Here is a 17,372-nt window from a genome sequence, read left to right on the forward strand (position 1 = left end):
GTCAATAGTTTTTTTAGAAAAAGTTTTTCTATCAAACTATCAATTACTTAACGCTCGCCCCCGTCAACGCGACAGGAATTATAGATTATCACATACTATTAACTAATGCAACACTTTTTTTATAAATAAATAAGCAGCTCATAATGAGCTGCTTAACCTAAGGAGCACTGTTATCTCTTAAGCCATGGATTTCTACGAGCCTTTTTTAATCCAGCCCCTTTACTGCTTTGATTTCGATTGGACGAAGTACGCTTCCTAGCGCTGGATGATACCATTGCTTTCTTACCCTTACTCTTTCCGCTTGCTGTTTTTGCTTTAGGAGAAGACCCTACATTCTCAATCTTCGGAAGCTCGCTTAAGCTATCTAAGTTTATACCAGCTTGTTGTTGGGAGGTATCATTCTCTCCGTCCACAAAATTCTGAACAGCCGCTTGTGCACCAGCATTATTGTATGGGTTATTGTAGTAGTCCACATACGGAACTTGAGGTCCGTATTCGTTAGGTCTGTAATAGTTCGTATATTGCGGCTGATGTCCGTACGCTTGCGGATGCATTGCAGGCTGCTGATTCTGAGCTGTTGCTGCCTTCCAATCCGATTCCGCTTGATCATAGCTATATGGCAAGGCTACAGGCTGACCACATCCGCAATCTCCATACGGCTCTCCATGTACAAGCATATAATCTACAATATATCCGCCATTCTCGTATGTGGTATAAGATCCGTCCGTCTGATCATAAGCTCCTTGCACCATAGGTGATTGTTCACCATAAGGAACAGCACCTTCATGTGAACCATGATACCCCATTGGAGCAACTGGATGCTGACCATATGGCTGATGGAATCCCGGCCAATGTCCGACATGCCCTTTACCATAATGCTTATCTTCATAAAATGGCATCATCATTCCGTGTGATGGGTAACAAGGATCGCAATATCCGTAGTCTGGTTTTTTAACGGGTGCAGGCAGCGGCATAGGTTTAACCATTTCAGGCTGTTTTACAGGCTTAGGCAAAGGTTTTGGCGGTGGAGGTACTGGTTTGAATTCTTTTTTAGGTGGCATAGGTTTCGTCATCTCAGGCTTTGGTGCAGGAGCAATCGGCTTGGTGATTTCGGCTTTGGGAGGCGCTGGTTTCGGTTTGGTCTCTTCTGCCTTGGGAGGCGTTGGTGCAGGTTTAGTGACTTCTGCCTTCGGCTGCTCTGGCTTTGGTTTGGTTAGCTCGGCTTTGGGTGCAGTTGATTTCGGCTTTGTTAATTCGGCTTTTGGGGCGACTGGTGCTTCTGGCATGGTTGGGAGTTCAGGAAGCTGAGGATAGTTAGGCAATGCATCGAGCGGAACGATTCCTTCTTTTGAACCGGTATACTGCTCGCTTCCCACTGTCGTTTTTGGAGATGTACCCGTGTGGGTTGGATTTGTTAGTGTACCCGTTCCCATTTCCTTACTAGCGGATGTCCCCGCAGGAATGTTCACTGTTTCCCCAACTAATAACACGTTCGGATTTTTCAACTGCGGGTTGGCAGCAATTAAATCCTGCAGAGGAATCCCCCATGCTTTAGACAATTTCCACAGCGAGTCTCCTTGTACTACGGTATGAGAGTGAATAATCGTATTTCCTGGCGGTGGAGTTACCGGTGCAGATGGAATTTTGACTTTCATCCCGATCGTTAATTCATTGGGATTTGCAATTTGCGGATTTGCACTAATCATCGTTTCTAAAGATACATTATATTTTTGGGACAGCTTATATAAGGTATCTCCTTCTTTGACAATATGGATCTTCACAGGCCCAAAACCTCCTCACGTTTCTTCAGGCATGACATTCGCCCGTTCTTTCGTTACTCTCATCCTATGCAGCATCCGCCCAAATGACATCATTCCTTATAAAAAAATCCTCTTCTAAGCAGCAATCCCTTTTAAAAAAAGAGACCACATGCGAAGAAGAGGATCTTATCTGCTCATTTCAGAGCAGCACTACTCTGCAAATACTTTATACCCGTCTTTGTCTACAATTTGGCGGAACTCCTCAAGCAGCTTGAGTGTAATTGGCCCCGCGACACCGGCTCCAATCGTTCTCCCATCTACCTCATAAGCAGCGATAACCTCAGCAGCTGTGCCCGTAAAGAACACTTCATCTGCTACATACACATCGTGCAATGTGAAAGGCTGTTCCTTGAAGGACAGACCTATTTTGTCTGCGAGCTCAATAATAGCATTACGAGTAATGCCTTCTAACGCGCCCAAGTAGCATGGTGGCGTAATGAGAACCCCATTCTTGACGATAAAAATATTGTCTGACGAGCCTTCTGTAACGTAACCTTGCGAATTCAGCATAATCGCTTCTCCAACACCCGCGTGGTTTGACTGAATTTTGACAAGCACGTTGTTCAAGTAGTTCAATGATTTGATCTTTGGATTGAGTGCATCCGGGATGTTGCGGCGCTGCGAAACCGAGATTGTTCTTAAGCCCTTGAGATACGCTTCCTCCGGGTAGATGGACAGCTCTTCCACGATGATGACGACACTTGCCTTCTCACACCGAAGCGGATCAATTCCAAGATTACCATAGCCGCGCGATACAACAAGACGAATGTACCCATTTCTCATTTCGTTACGACGAATGGTTTCTGCCATGGCTTCCCTCATCTCATCATAAGACAAAGGGATATCCAGCATAATGGATTTGGCTGAATCATAGAGCCGATCTAAATGCTCCTTGCATTTAAAAATATTACCGTTATATATCCGTATCCCTTCAAAAATCCCGTCACCGTATAGGAATCCATGATCAAAAACGGATACTTTTGCGTTTTCCTTCGTAACATACTGACCATCTAGATAAATCCATTGTTCTGCTGTCATAACAAGTTACACCTCCGCATTATTGTCCTGTATATACATAGCATGGATAAGAACCCAGTACACGAACCTGGCATCCCAGAGCTTCTATCTCTGAAATCGCTGCAGGAAGGAGTACCGAATCCATTGATTCCATAACATCAATATAAAAATAATAGTTGCCGAGCTTCTTCTTCGTTGGTCTGGACTCGATTCGAGACAAATTCAGTCTGCGCCAAGCAAAAGCGGATAATACCTGATGAAGTGCTCCAGGAAAATCTTCCGGAGGCGTGATAAGTATGCTTGTCTTCTGATGATCTGCCGCTCGCTGCAGATTAACTGCATCCGGTCCAATTAACACAAACCGGGTGTAGTTATTATCATGATCTGTGACCCGCTCCGCCATAATATCTAGTTCATGCTTCGCAGCAGCCAGTCTCGTAGCAATGGCCGCCCAGCCTTGTCCCGGGTTCTTCTTTACGATTTCTACCGCCTCTGCTGTACTGCCTACACTTTCAAGCTCTGCTTGAGGCGCATACGTGCGGATAAACTGCTGACATTGAGGGATCGCCACGGGATGTGACATGATTTTGCGGATTTTGGTAAAATCTAAATCTCCCGCTGTATTCAGAAACTCATCTCGATCGCCAATTAAATTCTGAATAGAAGGATAAACCCATTCGCACTGCATAGGGATATCCACTTCATGTACAAGCCAATCCATATGTAGACTAACCGATCCATCTATCGTATTTTCCACCGGTATAACACTATAATCACTTTCTCCTCGTTCTGTAGACCGAAACACATCCGATATCAGCTTGAAGTGTTTGCCTACATACGGCTCGTCTCCGAGTAAAAAATCGAGTGCTTCATGTGACACAGTGCCTTCAGGTAATATTGCAACTCGTTTCATGCTTTTACTTCCCCTTTAATGATATCCATAAATGTGCTCTGATGCTCGTCAGAAACAAGCTGTGCACCCCGCAGATCTGGCTTGATCCACATCGTATCTGCTTCAATGCCTTGGGCTCGCATGGTCTCAATCATATAAGCTTCAAGACCTTGCTTATCCGGCTCTTCTTGATGTACAAAAGCGAGTACCGTCGGACCCGCACCGCTAAGAGCCGCTCCAAGAGCACCTTTGCGTGGGGCCTCTTCCAGTATTTCGGCCATTCCAGGAACAAGTGCAGCCCGGTAGGGCTGATGGAGCTTATCCTTCATCGCCGCACTTAACAGATCGTAACGACCACTCGCTAAGGCACCAACGAGCAGTGAGGTCCGCCCAATATTATAGACCGCATCCTGAAATGAAAGCTCGCTTGGCAATGCTTCTCTCGCCTTCGTTGTCGACAGTTCAAACCGCGGTATAACGACAAGCACTTCCAGATGTTCAGGCGGATCAAATGAGATATGATGTGCAGTACTACCGTCCCAGGCACAGACAGCAAAGCCGCCAAAAAGCGATGCCCCCACATTATCAGGGTGCTTCTCCATTTGCGTAGCCATTGTGAACAGCTCTTCCCGGGTTAAAGGTGACCCGATAAGTTCGTTAGCGGCAACCATAGCACCTATAATCGTAGTTGCGCTGCTTCCAAGCCCTCGTGTAAGAGGTATTTCGGAATACATCGAAATCCCAAGCTCAGGAATAAGGACTCCTGCTTGATTAAATACAGCTTGTGCCACTTTATAGACAAGGTTCGTCTTATCCGTAGGAATCCCCTTTAAATGCTCGCCATACAGAGAAATAGAGGTCTCCTCCGCTCTCTTCATCTCTATATAAGAATATAAGCTGAGCGCCATACCCAATGAATCAAAGCCTGGGCCTAAGTTCGCTGTGCTCGCCGGGATTTTTACTCTTACGCTGTTCTTCATTGTGTTCGGTCCTCCTCAAAAGTACGGGGAAGCTCATCCCTCTACCCGGTAAACACTCTTCACTTTACGAATAACACTAAGTGTGTCAAAATGCTTCAGTACTTTATCCATACTTGCTTTGCTGGCATTATGGGTAACAATAATGATCTCGGCATCCGGATTTTGTTCATTCGGCTGCTGGACCACAGAAGCAAGACTGACGTCGTACTCCGCAAATATTTGTGTAATTTGAGCAAGCACACCTGCTTTGTCATCGACATGCAGCAAGATGAAGTTTTTATAAGAAATATGCTCATCTTGGATCAGATGCTTCTCTTTGTAAGGGCTGATGGATTTCAGGCCGCTCACTCCAAGCTTCAAATTACGAATCACAGATACCAAGTCAGCTACGACAGAGGTAGCCGTAGGCAGCTCACCTGCACCTGCCCCATAGAACATCGTCTCGCCAACCGCTTCACCGTGAACGAATACTGCATTAAATACGCCGTTGACAGAGGCCAGAGGATGCTGCTGACTCACCATCGTTGGTTCTACACTGATTGAGATCTGATCGTCCTGTCGCTCTGCAATACCTAATAGCTTCATTTCATATCCAAGCCTCTTGGCATAAGCGATATCTTCTTTAGTAACACTGGAAATCCCACTGACCGACACATCGCGAAGCTCAACATTCGTATGGAAGCCAAGTGTTCCGAGAATTGCCATCTTACGCGCGGCGTCTAACCCTTCAACGTCCGAGGTCGGATCGGATTCGGCATAACCAAGTGCCTGAGCCTCTGTCAGAACTTCATCATACGAAGCCCCCTCCTGACTCATCTTGGTTAATATAAAGTTCGTGGTCCCGTTTACGATTCCCATAATTCGGGTGATTCGATCAGACGAAAAGCTCTCAATCAGCGTACGAATTATCGGAATTCCTCCGGCAACACTCGCCTCATAATAGACATCACAGCGCTTCTCTTCTGCTTTGGCCAAAATCTCTGCACCATAGAGCGCCATCAAATCCTTGTTTGCCGTCACGATATGCTTACCCCGTTCCAGCGCTTCCAGAATGTATTCTTTTGTGCTCTCCACTCCACCCATAACTTCGACAATGACGTCGATCTCCGGGTTACGAATAACCTCCCATGGATCTTCTGTTAATTTATCCGCATCCACGGTAATGTTACGAGCCTTGACCAGATTTTTTACAGCTACTTTTTCAATAACGATAGGAGAGCCGACTTGACTGCTCAGATCCTCCTGATTCCCTTCCACGATTCGTATTACACCTGTGCCTACAGTTCCTAATCCAAGCAAACCCACCTTAATCGGTTTCATCTTCTCATCCCCTTTATGTAACTAAAGTATCTCCTCTACCCCTGACCAATCAAGCGTGTGCGTTTGACCCCCGGAACCTGCGAAAATTGCTCCATCATCTCACCAAGATCTCCACTCAGCCGAGATGTCTCTACTGAAATCACAACATTGGCACGCCCTTGAAGCGGAATGCTCTGATGAATGGTAAGCACGTTGCCTCCATAAGATGCCACATGCGATAGTACTTGGGACAGCATTCCAGACTCATGCTCCAGATCGATCGAGATGGTGACGATTCGCTCTCTCTCCAGCTGATTGACCAGATGAATTCCATCCTTATATTTATAAAATGCACTTCGGCTCAGACCAACACGCTCAGCCGCTTCATGGACAGTTTTCACCTCACCGGAAGCGAGCAGCTGCTTCACCTGCATCGTCTTCACCACAGCTTCTGGCAATATATCTTCACGTACTAAATAGTAGCGTTCTTTCAAAAACGTCCTCTCCTCAAAGACTATTGTATTCATATAGTGGACATTATATCGAATCGTATCGAAAAGGGCAATAGACAAATGGAGTCTCTTACTGCCCATATTCCAAAAAACCGTGGATATCTAAGGAAGATACCCACGGTAAATTTCGTTATATTTATTAATAGTAGCTGCTGCTCTCTACGAATTCAAACTCAAAATCAGCAATACGAACGATCGTACCGTCCTTCGCACCACGTTTTCTAAGTTCATCATCAACACCCATATGGCGAAGGGTACGCGCAAGCTTCATAATTGCCTCATGTGAATTTAGCTGCATTCGTTTCATCATGCGCTCGATCTTCGGACTTTCCACAATGAACATCTCATTCTCGCGCACAATTTTGAAGCCTTCCTCTTCTTCTTTATCCAGCTTGTAAACTTTGCGTTCACTTACTTCAGCCACTTCTTCCACATGCAGCTCTTCCGGCATTTGATCCAGCAGATCTGCTGCCTTGTAGAGAAGCTCCTTCACGCCTTGACGTGTAAGGGATGAGATCGGCATAATCTCTATTTCGGGATGAGAAGCAGCCAGCTGTTGTTTAAAATTATCCAGGTTATCTGCTGACTCCGGCATATCCATTTTGTTCGCAGCCACAATCTGTGGACGCTCCATCAATTTAGCATTGTACTGACGAAGCTCGTCATTGATCTTGACGAAATCCTCATACGGATCTCTGCCCTCAGATCCAGCCATATCGATGACATGAATGATAACGCGGGTACGCTCAACGTGTCTCAGGAACTCATGACCCAGTCCAATACCTTCACTCGCTCCCTCAATCAGTCCAGGCAAATCTGCCATAACAAAGCTGCGGCCTTCTCCTACGTCCACAACACCGAGATTCGGCGTAATTGTCGTAAAGTGGTATGCCCCAATCTTCGGGTTAGCACCAGATACGACGGACAAAAGCGTAGATTTGCCCACACTCGGAAATCCAACCAGGCCTACATCGGCCATGACCTTCATTTCGAGTACAATGTAGCGCTCTTCGCCTTCTTCACCATTCTCGGCAAGCTCAGGTGCAGGATTCTTCGGAGTTGCAAACCGGATGTTTCCTCTTCCGCCACGACCGCCTCTCGCAACGACGACCTGCTGTCCGTGACGGGTCAAATCAGCCAGTACTTCGCCTGAATCCTCATCGGTTACTACCGTTCCCGGCGGTATACGAACGATCATATCCTCTGCATTCGCACCGTGCTGACTTTTATTACGGCCTTTTTCACCGCGTTTTGCTTTGAAATGACGTTGATAACGGAAATCCATCAGTGTTCTTAAACCTTCGTCTACACGAAAAATAACACTTCCGCCCTTGCCGCCGTCCCCACCAGCAGGACCGCCTTCAGGTACATATTTCTCACGACGGAACGATACGAGTCCATCTCCGCCGTCCCCGCCTTTAACATAAATCTTCGCTTTATCTACAAACATGATTATCCCTTCCTTATATCCCACAAGTCACACGGAATTGAATGAGCGCATCCCCTGTTGCAGGCGGCTCCGCTATCACCTTGGTTCCTTGCTTCATCGTGTACAAATTACTCCATGCTTCTGATTCAGATGCTATTCTCTCTCCCTCGAAACGTACAATAACATCCCCTTGATCCTGACCAAAACGAATTAACAGGTGACGAATTTCTCCCCAAGACGATCGGTTGCTGAACTGATAAGCCCTGACTGTATCCGCAATCGTCCCTGTCAGCATCTCACCGTCCTCGGGAGAAATCAAGGTATCCAGCCGCAATCCGTCCTCCACTTCCACACTTAGAACAACAAGACTGCCGCTTATTCTATACGACTGCAAATAAAAGATGAGAGACGGCACACCCAGCTTGGAAATCTTGCTCTCTTCCGTCATTCTCTCCTTTATTCTTTCCACCGTTTGTATTGATTTATCATTCTTTCCTAGACGAATATATCCATACAACACCTGGAGGTCATTCATCCAATCATGTCTATGATGATTTAACACGGATATCGCTGTATCTTCCATTCTCTGCTGCGTTTGGCGGCGCTGCTCTTCGAGCTGCTTGTCCACAGCCTTAAAGACATAATAAAGGACAACTCCTAACCATAACGCAAGCAAAATACAAGAGATCAGAGTCTTAGAGATGATCACCAAAACTAACGGAAATATGACCGAACAAGATACCGCTAAGGGCACTTTTTTCCAGTAATTCATGACTTCTCCCCGTTCATCAATGTTAACCCCATTATAATATAAAGGTCATAAAGGCAGTATATCACAGACGAAGTTGCCAAACAGTACCAAAAAACAAAAAACATCTCCGCTCAGTTGAAACACGAGCCCAGGTGAAGTGATGGTCTGAATAAAAAAAGCCTTCGGCAAACATGCCGAAGGCTCCTTAGGCGAAATGCCTATTACGCTTCTACTGCAGCTGCTACAGGAGCAACTTCAATAGGGTAGACGCTCACTTTTTTACGATCGCGGCCCCAACGTTCAAATTTAACAACGCCGTCTACTTTCGCAAACAAAGTATCGTCTTTACCGATTCCTACGTTCGTTCCTGGGTGGATTTTAGTACCACGTTGACGAACGAGGATGCTTCCGCCAGACACTGCCTGACCGTCTGCACGCTTAACGCCAAGACGTTTGGACTGGGAATCACGACCATTCTTTGTGGAACCCACACCTTTTTTGGATGCGAACAACTGAAGATCCAATTTTAACATTGTAGTCTACCTCCTTCTTTAGTTATTATGCTGCTTTATCTGAATATACTTTCCGTACGAATCGACGATCGATTTCAGCATCACCACAAGTGATTCAAGCAGCAACTGAACCTGGGAACGAATATCGTCTGACAACTTGGCTCCTTCAGGAACATATGCGCTCAGAAAGCCATGCTCCATCTCGGCATCGAGCTCAACACCTGTAAGTGTCTCAATCGAATTGACCGTACCAACCGTCACTGCGGAAACTCCCGCACATACAATATCTTCACCAGCTTTAGCATAATTCGCATGACCTTTCACGGAAAAGCCACGAATGCTGCCGTCACTCAAACGAAAGATGTGTACAGTAATCACTGTTTACACCCACTTACGCTTGGATTTTGCCGATAGTTACTTTAGTGTAAGGTTGACGATGACCTTGTTTCACATGGTAGTTCTTCTTAGGCTTGTATTTGTATACAACAACCTTTTGGCCTTTGCCATGCTTCTCAACAGTCGCTGTTACAGTTGCGCCGGCAACAACCGGTGTACCTGCAGTCAAACCATTGTCGTTAGAAACAGCCAACACGCGGTCAAACGTTACTGTTTCACCGTCTGCAGCGTTCAATTTCTCGATGAAAAGAACATCGCCTTCTTGAACTTTGTACTGTTTACCACCAGTTTCAATAATTGCGTACATTTGCTTGCACCTCCTCATGTCTCAGACTCGCCTAATCCAGGTGATCCTGCCTCAAAAAGCAGAATGCTTCTACCCGATCGGAGCGGTTACAGCATGTGCAGCAACTTAATACTAAACACATACCTGAAGATTATATCATGAGTCTATTCTGAAATCAATCATTTTGCAATAATCACTCCAGCACCAGGCTGCTCTCTTCCCTTACCTTCTTGCGGGTAAGCTCCAGCAGACCGAGCCTTGTCCATCCTACTACGTGAGATTTAGTGCGATCCTTCTGAAGCTCCCGCTCGAGTGTCAGCATAACCTCATCCCGATGTCGATCGAATTCCATGTCTATAAAATCAATAATGATGATTCCTCCGATATCTCGGAGTCTGATTAATCTGGCGATTTCAATCGCTGCTTGAAGATTCGTCTTCGTTACCGTCTCTTCCAGATTTCGACCACCTATATACTTACCCGTGTTGACATCAATGACGGTCAGAGCTTCGGTATGATCAATGACGACATAGCCGCCGCCTTCAAGCCACACCTTTCTCTTAAAGTCCCTTACCAGTTGCTCCTGAACTCCATATGCTTCAAAAACAGGCTTATCCCCGCGATAAATATGAAAATGAGGCACTCCATTCAAAGCGACATCCTGATAGAACAGCTTCGCTTCTCTCGCCTGATGCTCGTTATCAATTACAAATTCATCACTATGAACCGTATAACTGTCCCGAATGAATCTTTGCAGAATGCTGAGATCCTGATGCAGCAGCCGCGGAGCATTGTTCATGCTGGCTTTTTGCTCAATCCTCTGCCACACCTTGCGCAGCTGAATGACATCACCTTCAATCGCTTCCAAACTTTCATGCTCAGAAACCGTTCGTATAATCATACCCTCTTCATCCCGTTTACAACGCTCAGCAATACTTTTGAGACGAGATCGCTCACCTTCTTTTGCAATTTTCTTGGATACCGCTATATATCCCGCCATCGGCATATAAACGATCCAGCGACCGGGCAGTGCATAGTGCGTTGTGACTCTTGCCCCTTTTCCACCTACCGGCTCCTTGAACACCTGAACAACAATATCCTGACCCACGGAAAGTAGCTCTGTAATGGCCGGCTTGATCTTAGGCTGCTTGTCCAGGTTGGGATGCAGTACATCATCGATATATAAAAAGGCATTTTTCTTCTGCCCGATATCAACAAACGCCGCCTGCATACCTGGAAGCACATTGACTACACGTCCCTTAAAAAAGGAACCGAGCAGTCCTCTTTCACCCGCCCGTTCCGCTGCGTATTCAACTACTTTACCTTCCTCCAGAAGAGCCATTCGAATCAGATTTGGTTCACAGTTCACAATCGTTTGCTTCATGGCTTCACCTCTAGAGTACTCTTTTAGAGAGAAGATAGTGGCATTCGTTTGCGCTCTCCTATTTTGTAAATTACGTTCTTTTATCAAAATACGACTTGATTATGCGCTGCTCTGGCAGAACGCCAACAATATTCCCATGCTTGTCCATCACGTATATCATATGATATTTCTCTCTCTTAAATAAACGCAAGATATTGTCCAAAGGTTTCGCTGGCATCGAAATTATTGGTTGAGCCAAGCTCCCGGAAGAGGCATGGACTGAAAAAAGAATATCCCTGTTCATCAAAAAGCGTACGAATCGATAAGGGATATTCCGATAATCCACGATGTTGGCATAAAGGAGAAAGGAGCCCATCATAGCTACGCTCAGATCCACCATTTCCTGTCCCCTCATCAGCGGCAAAAATGCGTAGGTCAGCATCATTGCACTGAACATGATACTTATTTTATAAGTAACGAGCAGTGTCCTGTGATAGGGTAGAAATATACTCAGCAAGGCTTGTACGATCTTGCCTCCATCCAATGGCAGAATCGGCAGCAAATTAAATAAGGCAATGATGAGGTTTGAGGAAATAAAATAATCCAGAAACTGTCCATCCCACATCCCTGTGGCATTCATCGCATAGGCGGCTGCAATCATCAATACATTTTGGAAGGGACCCGCAAGTGAGATCAGGATCTCTTTTCTGGCCGTCAAATCCCCCCGGTCCTCAATCGTTGCCACTCCCCCAAAAGGAAGCATCTGAATAGAGGTAACCCGAATCCCCAGTAACAAAGCGCAGCTTGCATGACCAAGCTCATGGATAAACACGATGGCAAATAACGTTAACAGCTCAATAAATCGCCCTGTTACGACAGAGAGCATCATAACAAGAACAAATACCGGATGCAGGGATAGCCGGATCCCCATTACATTAATCAAAAGCAATCACTTCCGCTGGATCAATATAGGTGTCCCCATCCTTTACTGCAAAGTACAAAGTCTTATCATGCGCTAATGTGCCTGCTGGGATCTGACCGATCTGCCCGCCTTCTTCAACCCAAGAGCCTGTTTCCAGCTTAGTTTCCGCAAGACGTCCGTAAATGCCTGTCAGCCCGCCTGTATGCTGAACAACTACCGTCGTACCTGTCTCGGGGTTGTTAATTACCTGGATAACTCGTCCTGCATCAATGCTATCAACTTGAAAAACGCCTCCACCTTCAGAATTAGGTACAATCTCCACCCCTTCCATTGTTATAGCAAAGGGCTGAGCAATTGTGCCTGCAATGGGAGGAGACAATTTACGGGAAGCCGTCACTTTCAGCGGGGATGCACCATCATCTTGAAAGATCGGCAAAAAAGAAGGGGTGCCGCCGAAATGATCTGTGTACCAGGCTGCCGCTGCTTGAAAATCCATTTCTTGATGAAGGCTGTCTGCCACAAAAAACTTGGCTCTTTCCAAAAACGGAGCATCCCACTGAAACGCACCCCAGATCGCACCAAATAATATGCCGCTGATCACAATCCGCTTAAGCAGTCCGTTCAGAAAACGGGGCTGTTGATCCGGACCATCGTAATAAGTCTCATCCTCTACCCATCTTCTGCGATCCTTCTTCCATAACAGCTCAGGATCTCGCTCAGCTGTGTTTATATCTGTTTCGTCAACCGATTGAAAAAAGGGAGGCTGCTGTTCTGCCTGCGGCACCCTTCTCCTGTCTATAGGTCGTCCATGTTCTATGGTCTTTAAGCTCTGTTTCTCGCGGGTATCTTCTACATCAAGAAGCTGTCGGATCCGTTCCTGTCTCCGCTGTTTAATATTGGCTTTAATGTTCATCCCTATTGTCCTCCTTGTGAGGATTCACTCTAACTGTTACATCTTATGAATAGGGACGAGCAAATATGAACAAGCCTTCGAACGTGCATACAAAAAAAGCACCATGGGCTCTAAAGCCCAGGTGCTGTTGTCGTTGTAGTTTCATTATTTTGCAAATCGTACTTATCCTGATGCAGCTTGATGCTCATCACAATTCCGATACAGAGCATATTGATGAGAAGGGATGTCCCACCGTAGCTGATAAAGGGTAGTGTGATGCCCGTAATCGGCATTAGCCCTACCATCATACCTACATTTTCATATACCTGAAAAATGAACATGGTTGCGATCCCAATGATGATATAAGCTCCTCGTTTATCATAACAAGCTGCTGCGATTCGAACCAAACGATAGATCAGTGCAAAATACATCAGCAGAACAAACGCACTTCCCAAAAATCCAAACTCTTCACCTATGACCACAAATATGGAGTCCGAATAGGGATACGGGATAAAATGATTGTTCTTGAGTTCACCCTGCTTAAAGCCGTCCCCCGCCAATCCGCCGGTGCCAATCGCAATGATGGCATAGCTGGATTGGTGTCTATCATCACTCGAAGCCTCTCCCGGATTGAGAAAGGTATTGATACGCTGATACCAATGCAAGCGATTCTGTTCCTCAAGCGATGCTTTGATCTGATCATTAAACGTATTAAACAAGGTGACAAATAGGATCAGTGCGGCAAGCACTGTCGTAATGCCAATCAACACATGCTTATACCTTGTTCCCGCAATCCACAGCATCCCGACAAATACAACCAAATAAATGATGGCATTCCCGAGGTCCGGCTGAATCAGCACGAGCACAAAAGGAACAAGAACGATGAGTGCGGCTGGAATAATATCCGCCCTGAATCTCAGCGGTTCTCCGCCCCGTTTACCGAGCATATATGCGCAGACGAGAATAAGCACCAGCTTGACCAATTCAGCGGGCTGGAACAACAATCCTCCCGGCAGCTTGAACCAGCTCTTCGCACCATTCACTTCTGCTCCAATAAAGAACAGGAGAATGATCATAATCAAGCCTATTCCGTATATAACGAAGCTATACTTGAGCAATGCCCGATAATCGACCAACGCGATCCCCAGCACAATGATGAATCCAAGGATGTAAAAGATCGCAGTCCTTATATCATAACCCTCGAATTCCGGTGTTGGAATAATGGCACTATGTACAACCATCGTACTTACCAGCATAAATAAAACGAGAACGGCCATTAGCGGCCAGTCCAGCTCTTTCCATTTGCGAAGCAAATTGCATCAACCCATTCCGAAAAACTTCTTAAACCGTGTAAAGACACCTTTCTTTTGATCAAGCAGCATGAGTGGCACCGTATCACCAAGAATGCGTCTTGCGATATTACGATAGGCCATGGCAGCTTGCGAGTTCGGATTCATAACGGTCGGTTCACCAGAATTGGCTGCTTTGATAACAAGCTCATCATCAGGAACAATCCCAATAAGATCAATATTAAGCACTTGTAAAATACTATCGATATCCAGCATATCGCCGGTTTTAACCATATTATTCCGAATCCGGTTAACGACTAACTTTGGAGATCCGACGTGTGAGCTCTCGAGCAGCCCGATTACACGGTCTGCATCACGAACTGCAGCATTCTCTGGTGTAGTTACAACAATGGCCTGATCGGCACCGGCAATGGCGTTCTTAAATCCTTGCTCAATACCTGCAGGGCAGTCGATAATGACATACTCAAAATCTTTTTTGAGCTCCAGCACAATATCCTTTACCTGATCAGGTGTAACCGAGTTTTTATCTTTTGTCTGCGCGGCTGGCAGCATATATAATTCATCAAAGCGCTTGTCTTTGACCAAAGCTTGGTTCAATCGGCATCTTCCTTCTGCTACATCCACCAAATCGTAGATGATTCGATTCTCGAGTCCCATAACGACATCGAGATTTCGAAGGCCAATGTCTGTATCGACCAGACATACTTTTTTACCAAGCAGCGCAAGTGCAGTGCCAATGTTGGCCGATGTGGTTGTTTTGCCGACACCGCCTTTTCCTGAAGTGACAACAATCGCCTCTCCCATGTATGCTACACCCCTTTAAACACGTTAAAATCACGGTGCAACCGAACGATATTGCTCGTTTTGTCGATCTGCATTTGTCCGTTCTGCAAGTAAGCAAACTCCATCCCTGCTTCTCTTTGCTCCCATTCATCCGGAGGACGGCTGATCACCTCCGCGATTCGAAGCTGCGTCGGCGCAAAATAAGATGCACATATAATAGCATCCTCATTGCCCTTGTTTCCCGCATGCGCCATTCCGCGAAGTGCACCCATAATATATATATTACCCGTGCAGCTGACACTTCCGCCAGGATTGACATCACCAAGCAGCAGCAAGTTTCCTTCATGGTGAAGCACTTGACCGGAACGCACAATACCGGTAATGGTGGTCAGGGCCGAAGCCTTGTTCTCATCGGTTTCAGCGTCCGGAGATTCAATGGAACGTATGAGCAAATTGCCTTTTTGCTTCAAAATATGAAGAATTTCTTCTTTCTGCTCTTCGGTCACAATTCGAGATCCAAGCTTTACATCGACATGAATAATGGGACCGGACAATATATTTTGATGGCTATGTTCAAGCTTAAAGCGAAGCTCGCTCAGCAGTTCCTCCAAATCACACTCGTCATCCATCAGGAATACCAGGCCATCTTTGATGCCTTTGATCGTCACATGATTCGATTTTACTGTCATAAGCCTGTCCCTCCCATCTCAAACATTCGTGCCGAAGCGCAGCAGTTCCTTCTTTTTGCCTGAAAAGCGTTAGATATTATTACACTTTATCCTTCTTCGTTACTCTACGCCGTGTTAGTCGATCAAGTTGTTTTCGTAGCGGAACATAAATAATTAATGCAAATATAAAATGAATAAACACGGTTGGAATCATGTACTCCAGCAGTGCCCAATTGTATGATTCCTGATTAAGCCGGAATAGCTTATAGGTGAAAAAGAGAATCGAATCGAACAGCAGACTCCCCAGAATCACCATCATCATCATGACCGGCATCGTCGCTCTTGGAGATTTGAAGAACAAGCCGATCAGATAGGCTGTCAGCCCCATGGCGAAGGAATACGGACCAATCATATGGCCATAGTAGACCACATCATGAAGCAAGCCAAAGATAATGCCCAGCACGAGAGCCGAATGGCGATGATAGTATACCGTGACAAACAAAATGGCTATAAACACGAAGTTGTGTCCAATTCGAGGAAGCCAGCTGTCCGGGATGATCCAAGGCACGACAGTCCCTTCAATAATAAAGAGCACAAACAACAGAATGATCAGTAACTGCTTCCGCCCGGCCACTATGGAGTTACCTCAGGTGGAATGACGACGAAGACTTCCTTCCAGTCCGTAAAGTTCGCTGCCGGCTCGATATAGGCGACTTGTGCAAGTCCGAATTCACTTTCCTTAATCTCTTTGACTGTCCCTATAATCATATATTTCGGAAATCCTTCGATAATTCCTGAGGACATGACGACATCATCTTTGGCAATCTTGGAATTTTCGCTGATTTTGGTCATTTCCAGATAACCCGTTTGCGGGTTATACTTCTCGATCATACCGAAAGTATCATTTTCCTTGCCCACAACGGTAGCTGCAATTGCATTGGCATCGCTTGAGCTCGGATCCAGCGCTGTTAACAGGGTGACCGTAGAAGTAAAGTTGCTGACATGACTGATGGTACCTGCCAGCCCGTCCAGCGTCGTTACGGCCATCCCAACCTTCAGCCCTGCATTTTCTCCAATATCAATGTTCAGAACCCTGTTGTTCGGATCCGAATTGACACTGATGACTTGGGCTGTGCGCAGTTTATAATTATGTCTGTTCTTTTGCTCCTCGGTGAAATCGAGATTCTCCTGCAGACGCTGATTCGTTTCTGCCAAATTACCGTATCTCACCGCTTCTTGCTTATACTGAGCAACTGAGGTTTTTAGAATTTCGTTCTCTTCCTGCAGTGATTTAAGATTCGCTATATCCTCGAAGAATCCAGCAATATAGGAGGTCGGTTTGTAGAAGACCTGCTGCACGAATCCGACCATATCTTTTGTAAACTTCTCGGGTAGTGATAACCCTGCTCTCGATCCTACTGTAAAGCCCATAAGTGCAATAAAAATGATAATACCAACGAGTAAAATAAACAATCGCTTGTTGCCTAACCATTTAAACAGTTACAACACCCTCTAACATCCTTATTTCGTTATGATGCTA

Annotated in this window: 19 protein-coding genes and 1 other annotated feature; all 19 genes read right to left on the bottom strand. The window is 45.8% G+C overall.

The features are described 5' to 3' along the window. Positions 1 to 170 precede the first annotated feature (170 nt). Positions 171 to 1,781 carry a LysM peptidoglycan-binding domain-containing protein gene (locus tag PUW25_RS20060; protein WP_274337447.1) on the bottom strand — a complete coding sequence of 537 codons (1,611 nt, stop codon included), beginning with the start codon at positions 1,779 to 1,781 and terminating at the stop codon, positions 171 to 173. A 189-nt stretch (positions 1,782 to 1,970) separates the two neighbouring features. Further along, the gene (gene ilvE, locus PUW25_RS20065; RefSeq protein ID WP_047914274.1) at positions 1,971 to 2,858 is read right to left on the bottom strand and encodes a branched-chain-amino-acid transaminase; all 888 of its coding nucleotides are present in this window, start codon (positions 2,856 to 2,858) and stop codon (positions 1,971 to 1,973) included. A 19-nt stretch (positions 2,859 to 2,877) separates the two neighbouring features. Continuing rightward, positions 2,878 to 3,750 (bottom strand): prephenate dehydratase, encoded by an 873-nt coding sequence (gene pheA, locus PUW25_RS20070; RefSeq protein ID WP_047914275.1) that lies wholly within the window; start codon positions 3,748 to 3,750, stop codon positions 2,878 to 2,880. Continuing rightward, entirely contained in the window at positions 3,747 to 4,709 is a 963-nt protein-coding gene (gene thrB / locus PUW25_RS20075; RefSeq protein ID WP_274338433.1) for a homoserine kinase, read from the bottom strand. The genes pheA and thrB overlap by 4 nt, the downstream gene beginning before the upstream one ends. A 33-nt stretch (positions 4,710 to 4,742) precedes the next feature. Next, complete coding sequence (locus PUW25_RS20080) at positions 4,743 to 6,029, bottom strand: homoserine dehydrogenase (RefSeq protein ID WP_047914277.1); 1,287 nt, start codon at positions 6,027 to 6,029, stop codon at positions 4,743 to 4,745. A 35-nt stretch (positions 6,030 to 6,064) separates the two neighbouring features. After that, positions 6,065 to 6,502: an ACT domain-containing protein gene (locus tag PUW25_RS20085; protein WP_047914278.1), complete on the bottom strand. Its 438-nt coding sequence runs from the start codon at positions 6,500 to 6,502 to the stop codon at positions 6,065 to 6,067. 157 nt (positions 6,503 to 6,659) lie between these two features. Then, a complete protein-coding gene (obgE, locus tag PUW25_RS20090; RefSeq protein WP_047914279.1) occupies positions 6,660 to 7,970 on the bottom strand; it encodes a GTPase ObgE in 1,311 nt (436 codons plus the stop codon). Positions 7,971 to 7,983: 13 nt separating this feature from the next. Next, a complete protein-coding gene (locus tag PUW25_RS20095) occupies positions 7,984 to 8,721 on the bottom strand; it encodes a Spo0B domain-containing protein (protein WP_047914280.1) in 738 nt (245 codons plus the stop codon). Positions 8,722 to 8,921: 200 nt separating this feature from the next. Beyond that, the gene (gene rpmA / locus PUW25_RS20100; protein ID WP_047914282.1) at positions 8,922 to 9,233 is read right to left on the bottom strand and encodes a 50S ribosomal protein L27; all 312 of its coding nucleotides are present in this window, start codon (positions 9,231 to 9,233) and stop codon (positions 8,922 to 8,924) included. Between the two features lie 18 nt (positions 9,234 to 9,251). Further along, positions 9,252 to 9,590: a ribosomal-processing cysteine protease Prp gene (locus PUW25_RS20105; RefSeq protein WP_047914283.1), complete on the bottom strand. Its 339-nt coding sequence runs from the start codon at positions 9,588 to 9,590 to the stop codon at positions 9,252 to 9,254. Positions 9,591 to 9,603: 13 nt separating this feature from the next. After that, the gene (gene rplU, locus PUW25_RS20110; protein ID WP_047914284.1) at positions 9,604 to 9,915 is read right to left on the bottom strand and encodes a 50S ribosomal protein L21; all 312 of its coding nucleotides are present in this window, start codon (positions 9,913 to 9,915) and stop codon (positions 9,604 to 9,606) included. A gap of 13 nt (positions 9,916 to 9,928) precedes the next feature. Next, positions 9,929 to 10,013: a sequence feature (ribosomal protein L21 leader region), on the bottom strand. Positions 10,014 to 10,087: 74 nt separating this feature from the next. Next, entirely contained in the window at positions 10,088 to 11,278 is a 1,191-nt protein-coding gene (locus PUW25_RS20115) for an Rne/Rng family ribonuclease (RefSeq protein WP_274337450.1), read from the bottom strand. Between the two features lie 70 nt (positions 11,279 to 11,348). After that, positions 11,349 to 12,200, bottom strand: a complete 852-nt coding sequence (locus PUW25_RS20120) for a M50 family metallopeptidase (RefSeq protein ID WP_274337451.1) — start codon at positions 12,198 to 12,200, stop codon at positions 11,349 to 11,351. Beyond that, a complete protein-coding gene (locus tag PUW25_RS20125; protein WP_274337452.1) occupies positions 12,193 to 13,092 on the bottom strand; it encodes a M23 family metallopeptidase in 900 nt (299 codons plus the stop codon). Before PUW25_RS20125 ends, PUW25_RS20120 begins: the two co-directional genes overlap by 8 nt. A gap of 110 nt (positions 13,093 to 13,202) precedes the next feature. Next, complete coding sequence (locus PUW25_RS20130; RefSeq protein WP_274337453.1) at positions 13,203 to 14,384, bottom strand: FtsW/RodA/SpoVE family cell cycle protein; 1,182 nt, start codon at positions 14,382 to 14,384, stop codon at positions 13,203 to 13,205. Positions 14,385 to 14,390: 6 nt separating this feature from the next. Continuing rightward, positions 14,391 to 15,185, bottom strand: a complete 795-nt coding sequence (minD, locus tag PUW25_RS20135) for a septum site-determining protein MinD (RefSeq protein WP_047914289.1) — start codon at positions 15,183 to 15,185, stop codon at positions 14,391 to 14,393. 5 nt (positions 15,186 to 15,190) lie between these two features. After that, positions 15,191 to 15,853 (bottom strand): septum site-determining protein MinC, encoded by a 663-nt coding sequence (gene minC, locus PUW25_RS20140; protein ID WP_047914290.1) that lies wholly within the window; start codon positions 15,851 to 15,853, stop codon positions 15,191 to 15,193. 79 nt (positions 15,854 to 15,932) lie between these two features. Continuing rightward, positions 15,933 to 16,466, bottom strand: coding sequence for a rod shape-determining protein MreD (mreD, locus tag PUW25_RS20145; protein WP_047914291.1), 534 nt, complete (start codon positions 16,464 to 16,466; stop codon positions 15,933 to 15,935). Further along, complete coding sequence (gene mreC / locus PUW25_RS20150; protein ID WP_081872821.1) at positions 16,466 to 17,305, bottom strand: rod shape-determining protein MreC; 840 nt, start codon at positions 17,303 to 17,305, stop codon at positions 16,466 to 16,468. The genes mreD and mreC overlap by 1 nt, the downstream gene beginning before the upstream one ends. Between the last annotated feature and the right edge of the window lie 67 nt (positions 17,306 to 17,372).

The organism is Paenibacillus urinalis, from assembly GCF_028747985.1.
In the GTDB taxonomy this organism is placed as follows: domain Bacteria; phylum Bacillota; class Bacilli; order Paenibacillales; family Paenibacillaceae; genus Paenibacillus; species Paenibacillus urinalis.

What these genes read in the sequence shown, in the direction of transcription:
- ilvE (WP_047914274.1), bottom strand. Translation starts at nt 2,858, where the DNA reads ATGACAGCAGAACAATGGATTTATCTAGATGGTCAGTATGTTACGAAG.
- pheA (WP_047914275.1), bottom strand. Translation starts at nt 3,750, where the DNA reads ATGAAACGAGTTGCAATATTACCTGAAGGCACTGTGTCACATGAAGCA.
- thrB (WP_274338433.1), bottom strand. Translation starts at nt 4,709, where the DNA reads ATGAAGAACAGCGTAAGAGTAAAAATCCCGGCGAGCACAGCGAACTTA.
- PUW25_RS20080 (WP_047914277.1), bottom strand. Translation starts at nt 6,029, where the DNA reads ATGAAACCGATTAAGGTGGGTTTGCTTGGATTAGGAACTGTAGGCACA.
- obgE (WP_047914279.1), bottom strand. Translation starts at nt 7,970, where the DNA reads ATGTTTGTAGATAAAGCGAAGATTTATGTTAAAGGCGGGGACGGCGGA.
- PUW25_RS20095 (WP_047914280.1), bottom strand. Translation starts at nt 8,721, where the DNA reads ATGAATTACTGGAAAAAAGTGCCCTTAGCGGTATCTTGTTCGGTCATA.
- rpmA (WP_047914282.1), bottom strand. Translation starts at nt 9,233, where the DNA reads ATGTTAAAATTGGATCTTCAGTTGTTCGCATCCAAAAAAGGTGTGGGT.
- rplU (WP_047914284.1), bottom strand. Translation starts at nt 9,915, where the DNA reads ATGTACGCAATTATTGAAACTGGTGGTAAACAGTACAAAGTTCAAGAA.
- PUW25_RS20115 (WP_274337450.1), bottom strand. Translation starts at nt 11,278, where the DNA reads ATGAAGCAAACGATTGTGAACTGTGAACCAAATCTGATTCGAATGGCT.
- PUW25_RS20125 (WP_274337452.1), bottom strand. Translation starts at nt 13,092, where the DNA reads ATGAACATTAAAGCCAATATTAAACAGCGGAGACAGGAACGGATCCGA.
- minD (WP_047914289.1), bottom strand. Translation starts at nt 15,185, where the DNA reads ATGGGAGAGGCGATTGTTGTCACTTCAGGAAAAGGCGGTGTCGGCAAA.
- minC (WP_047914290.1), bottom strand. Translation starts at nt 15,853, where the DNA reads ATGACAGTAAAATCGAATCATGTGACGATCAAAGGCATCAAAGATGGC.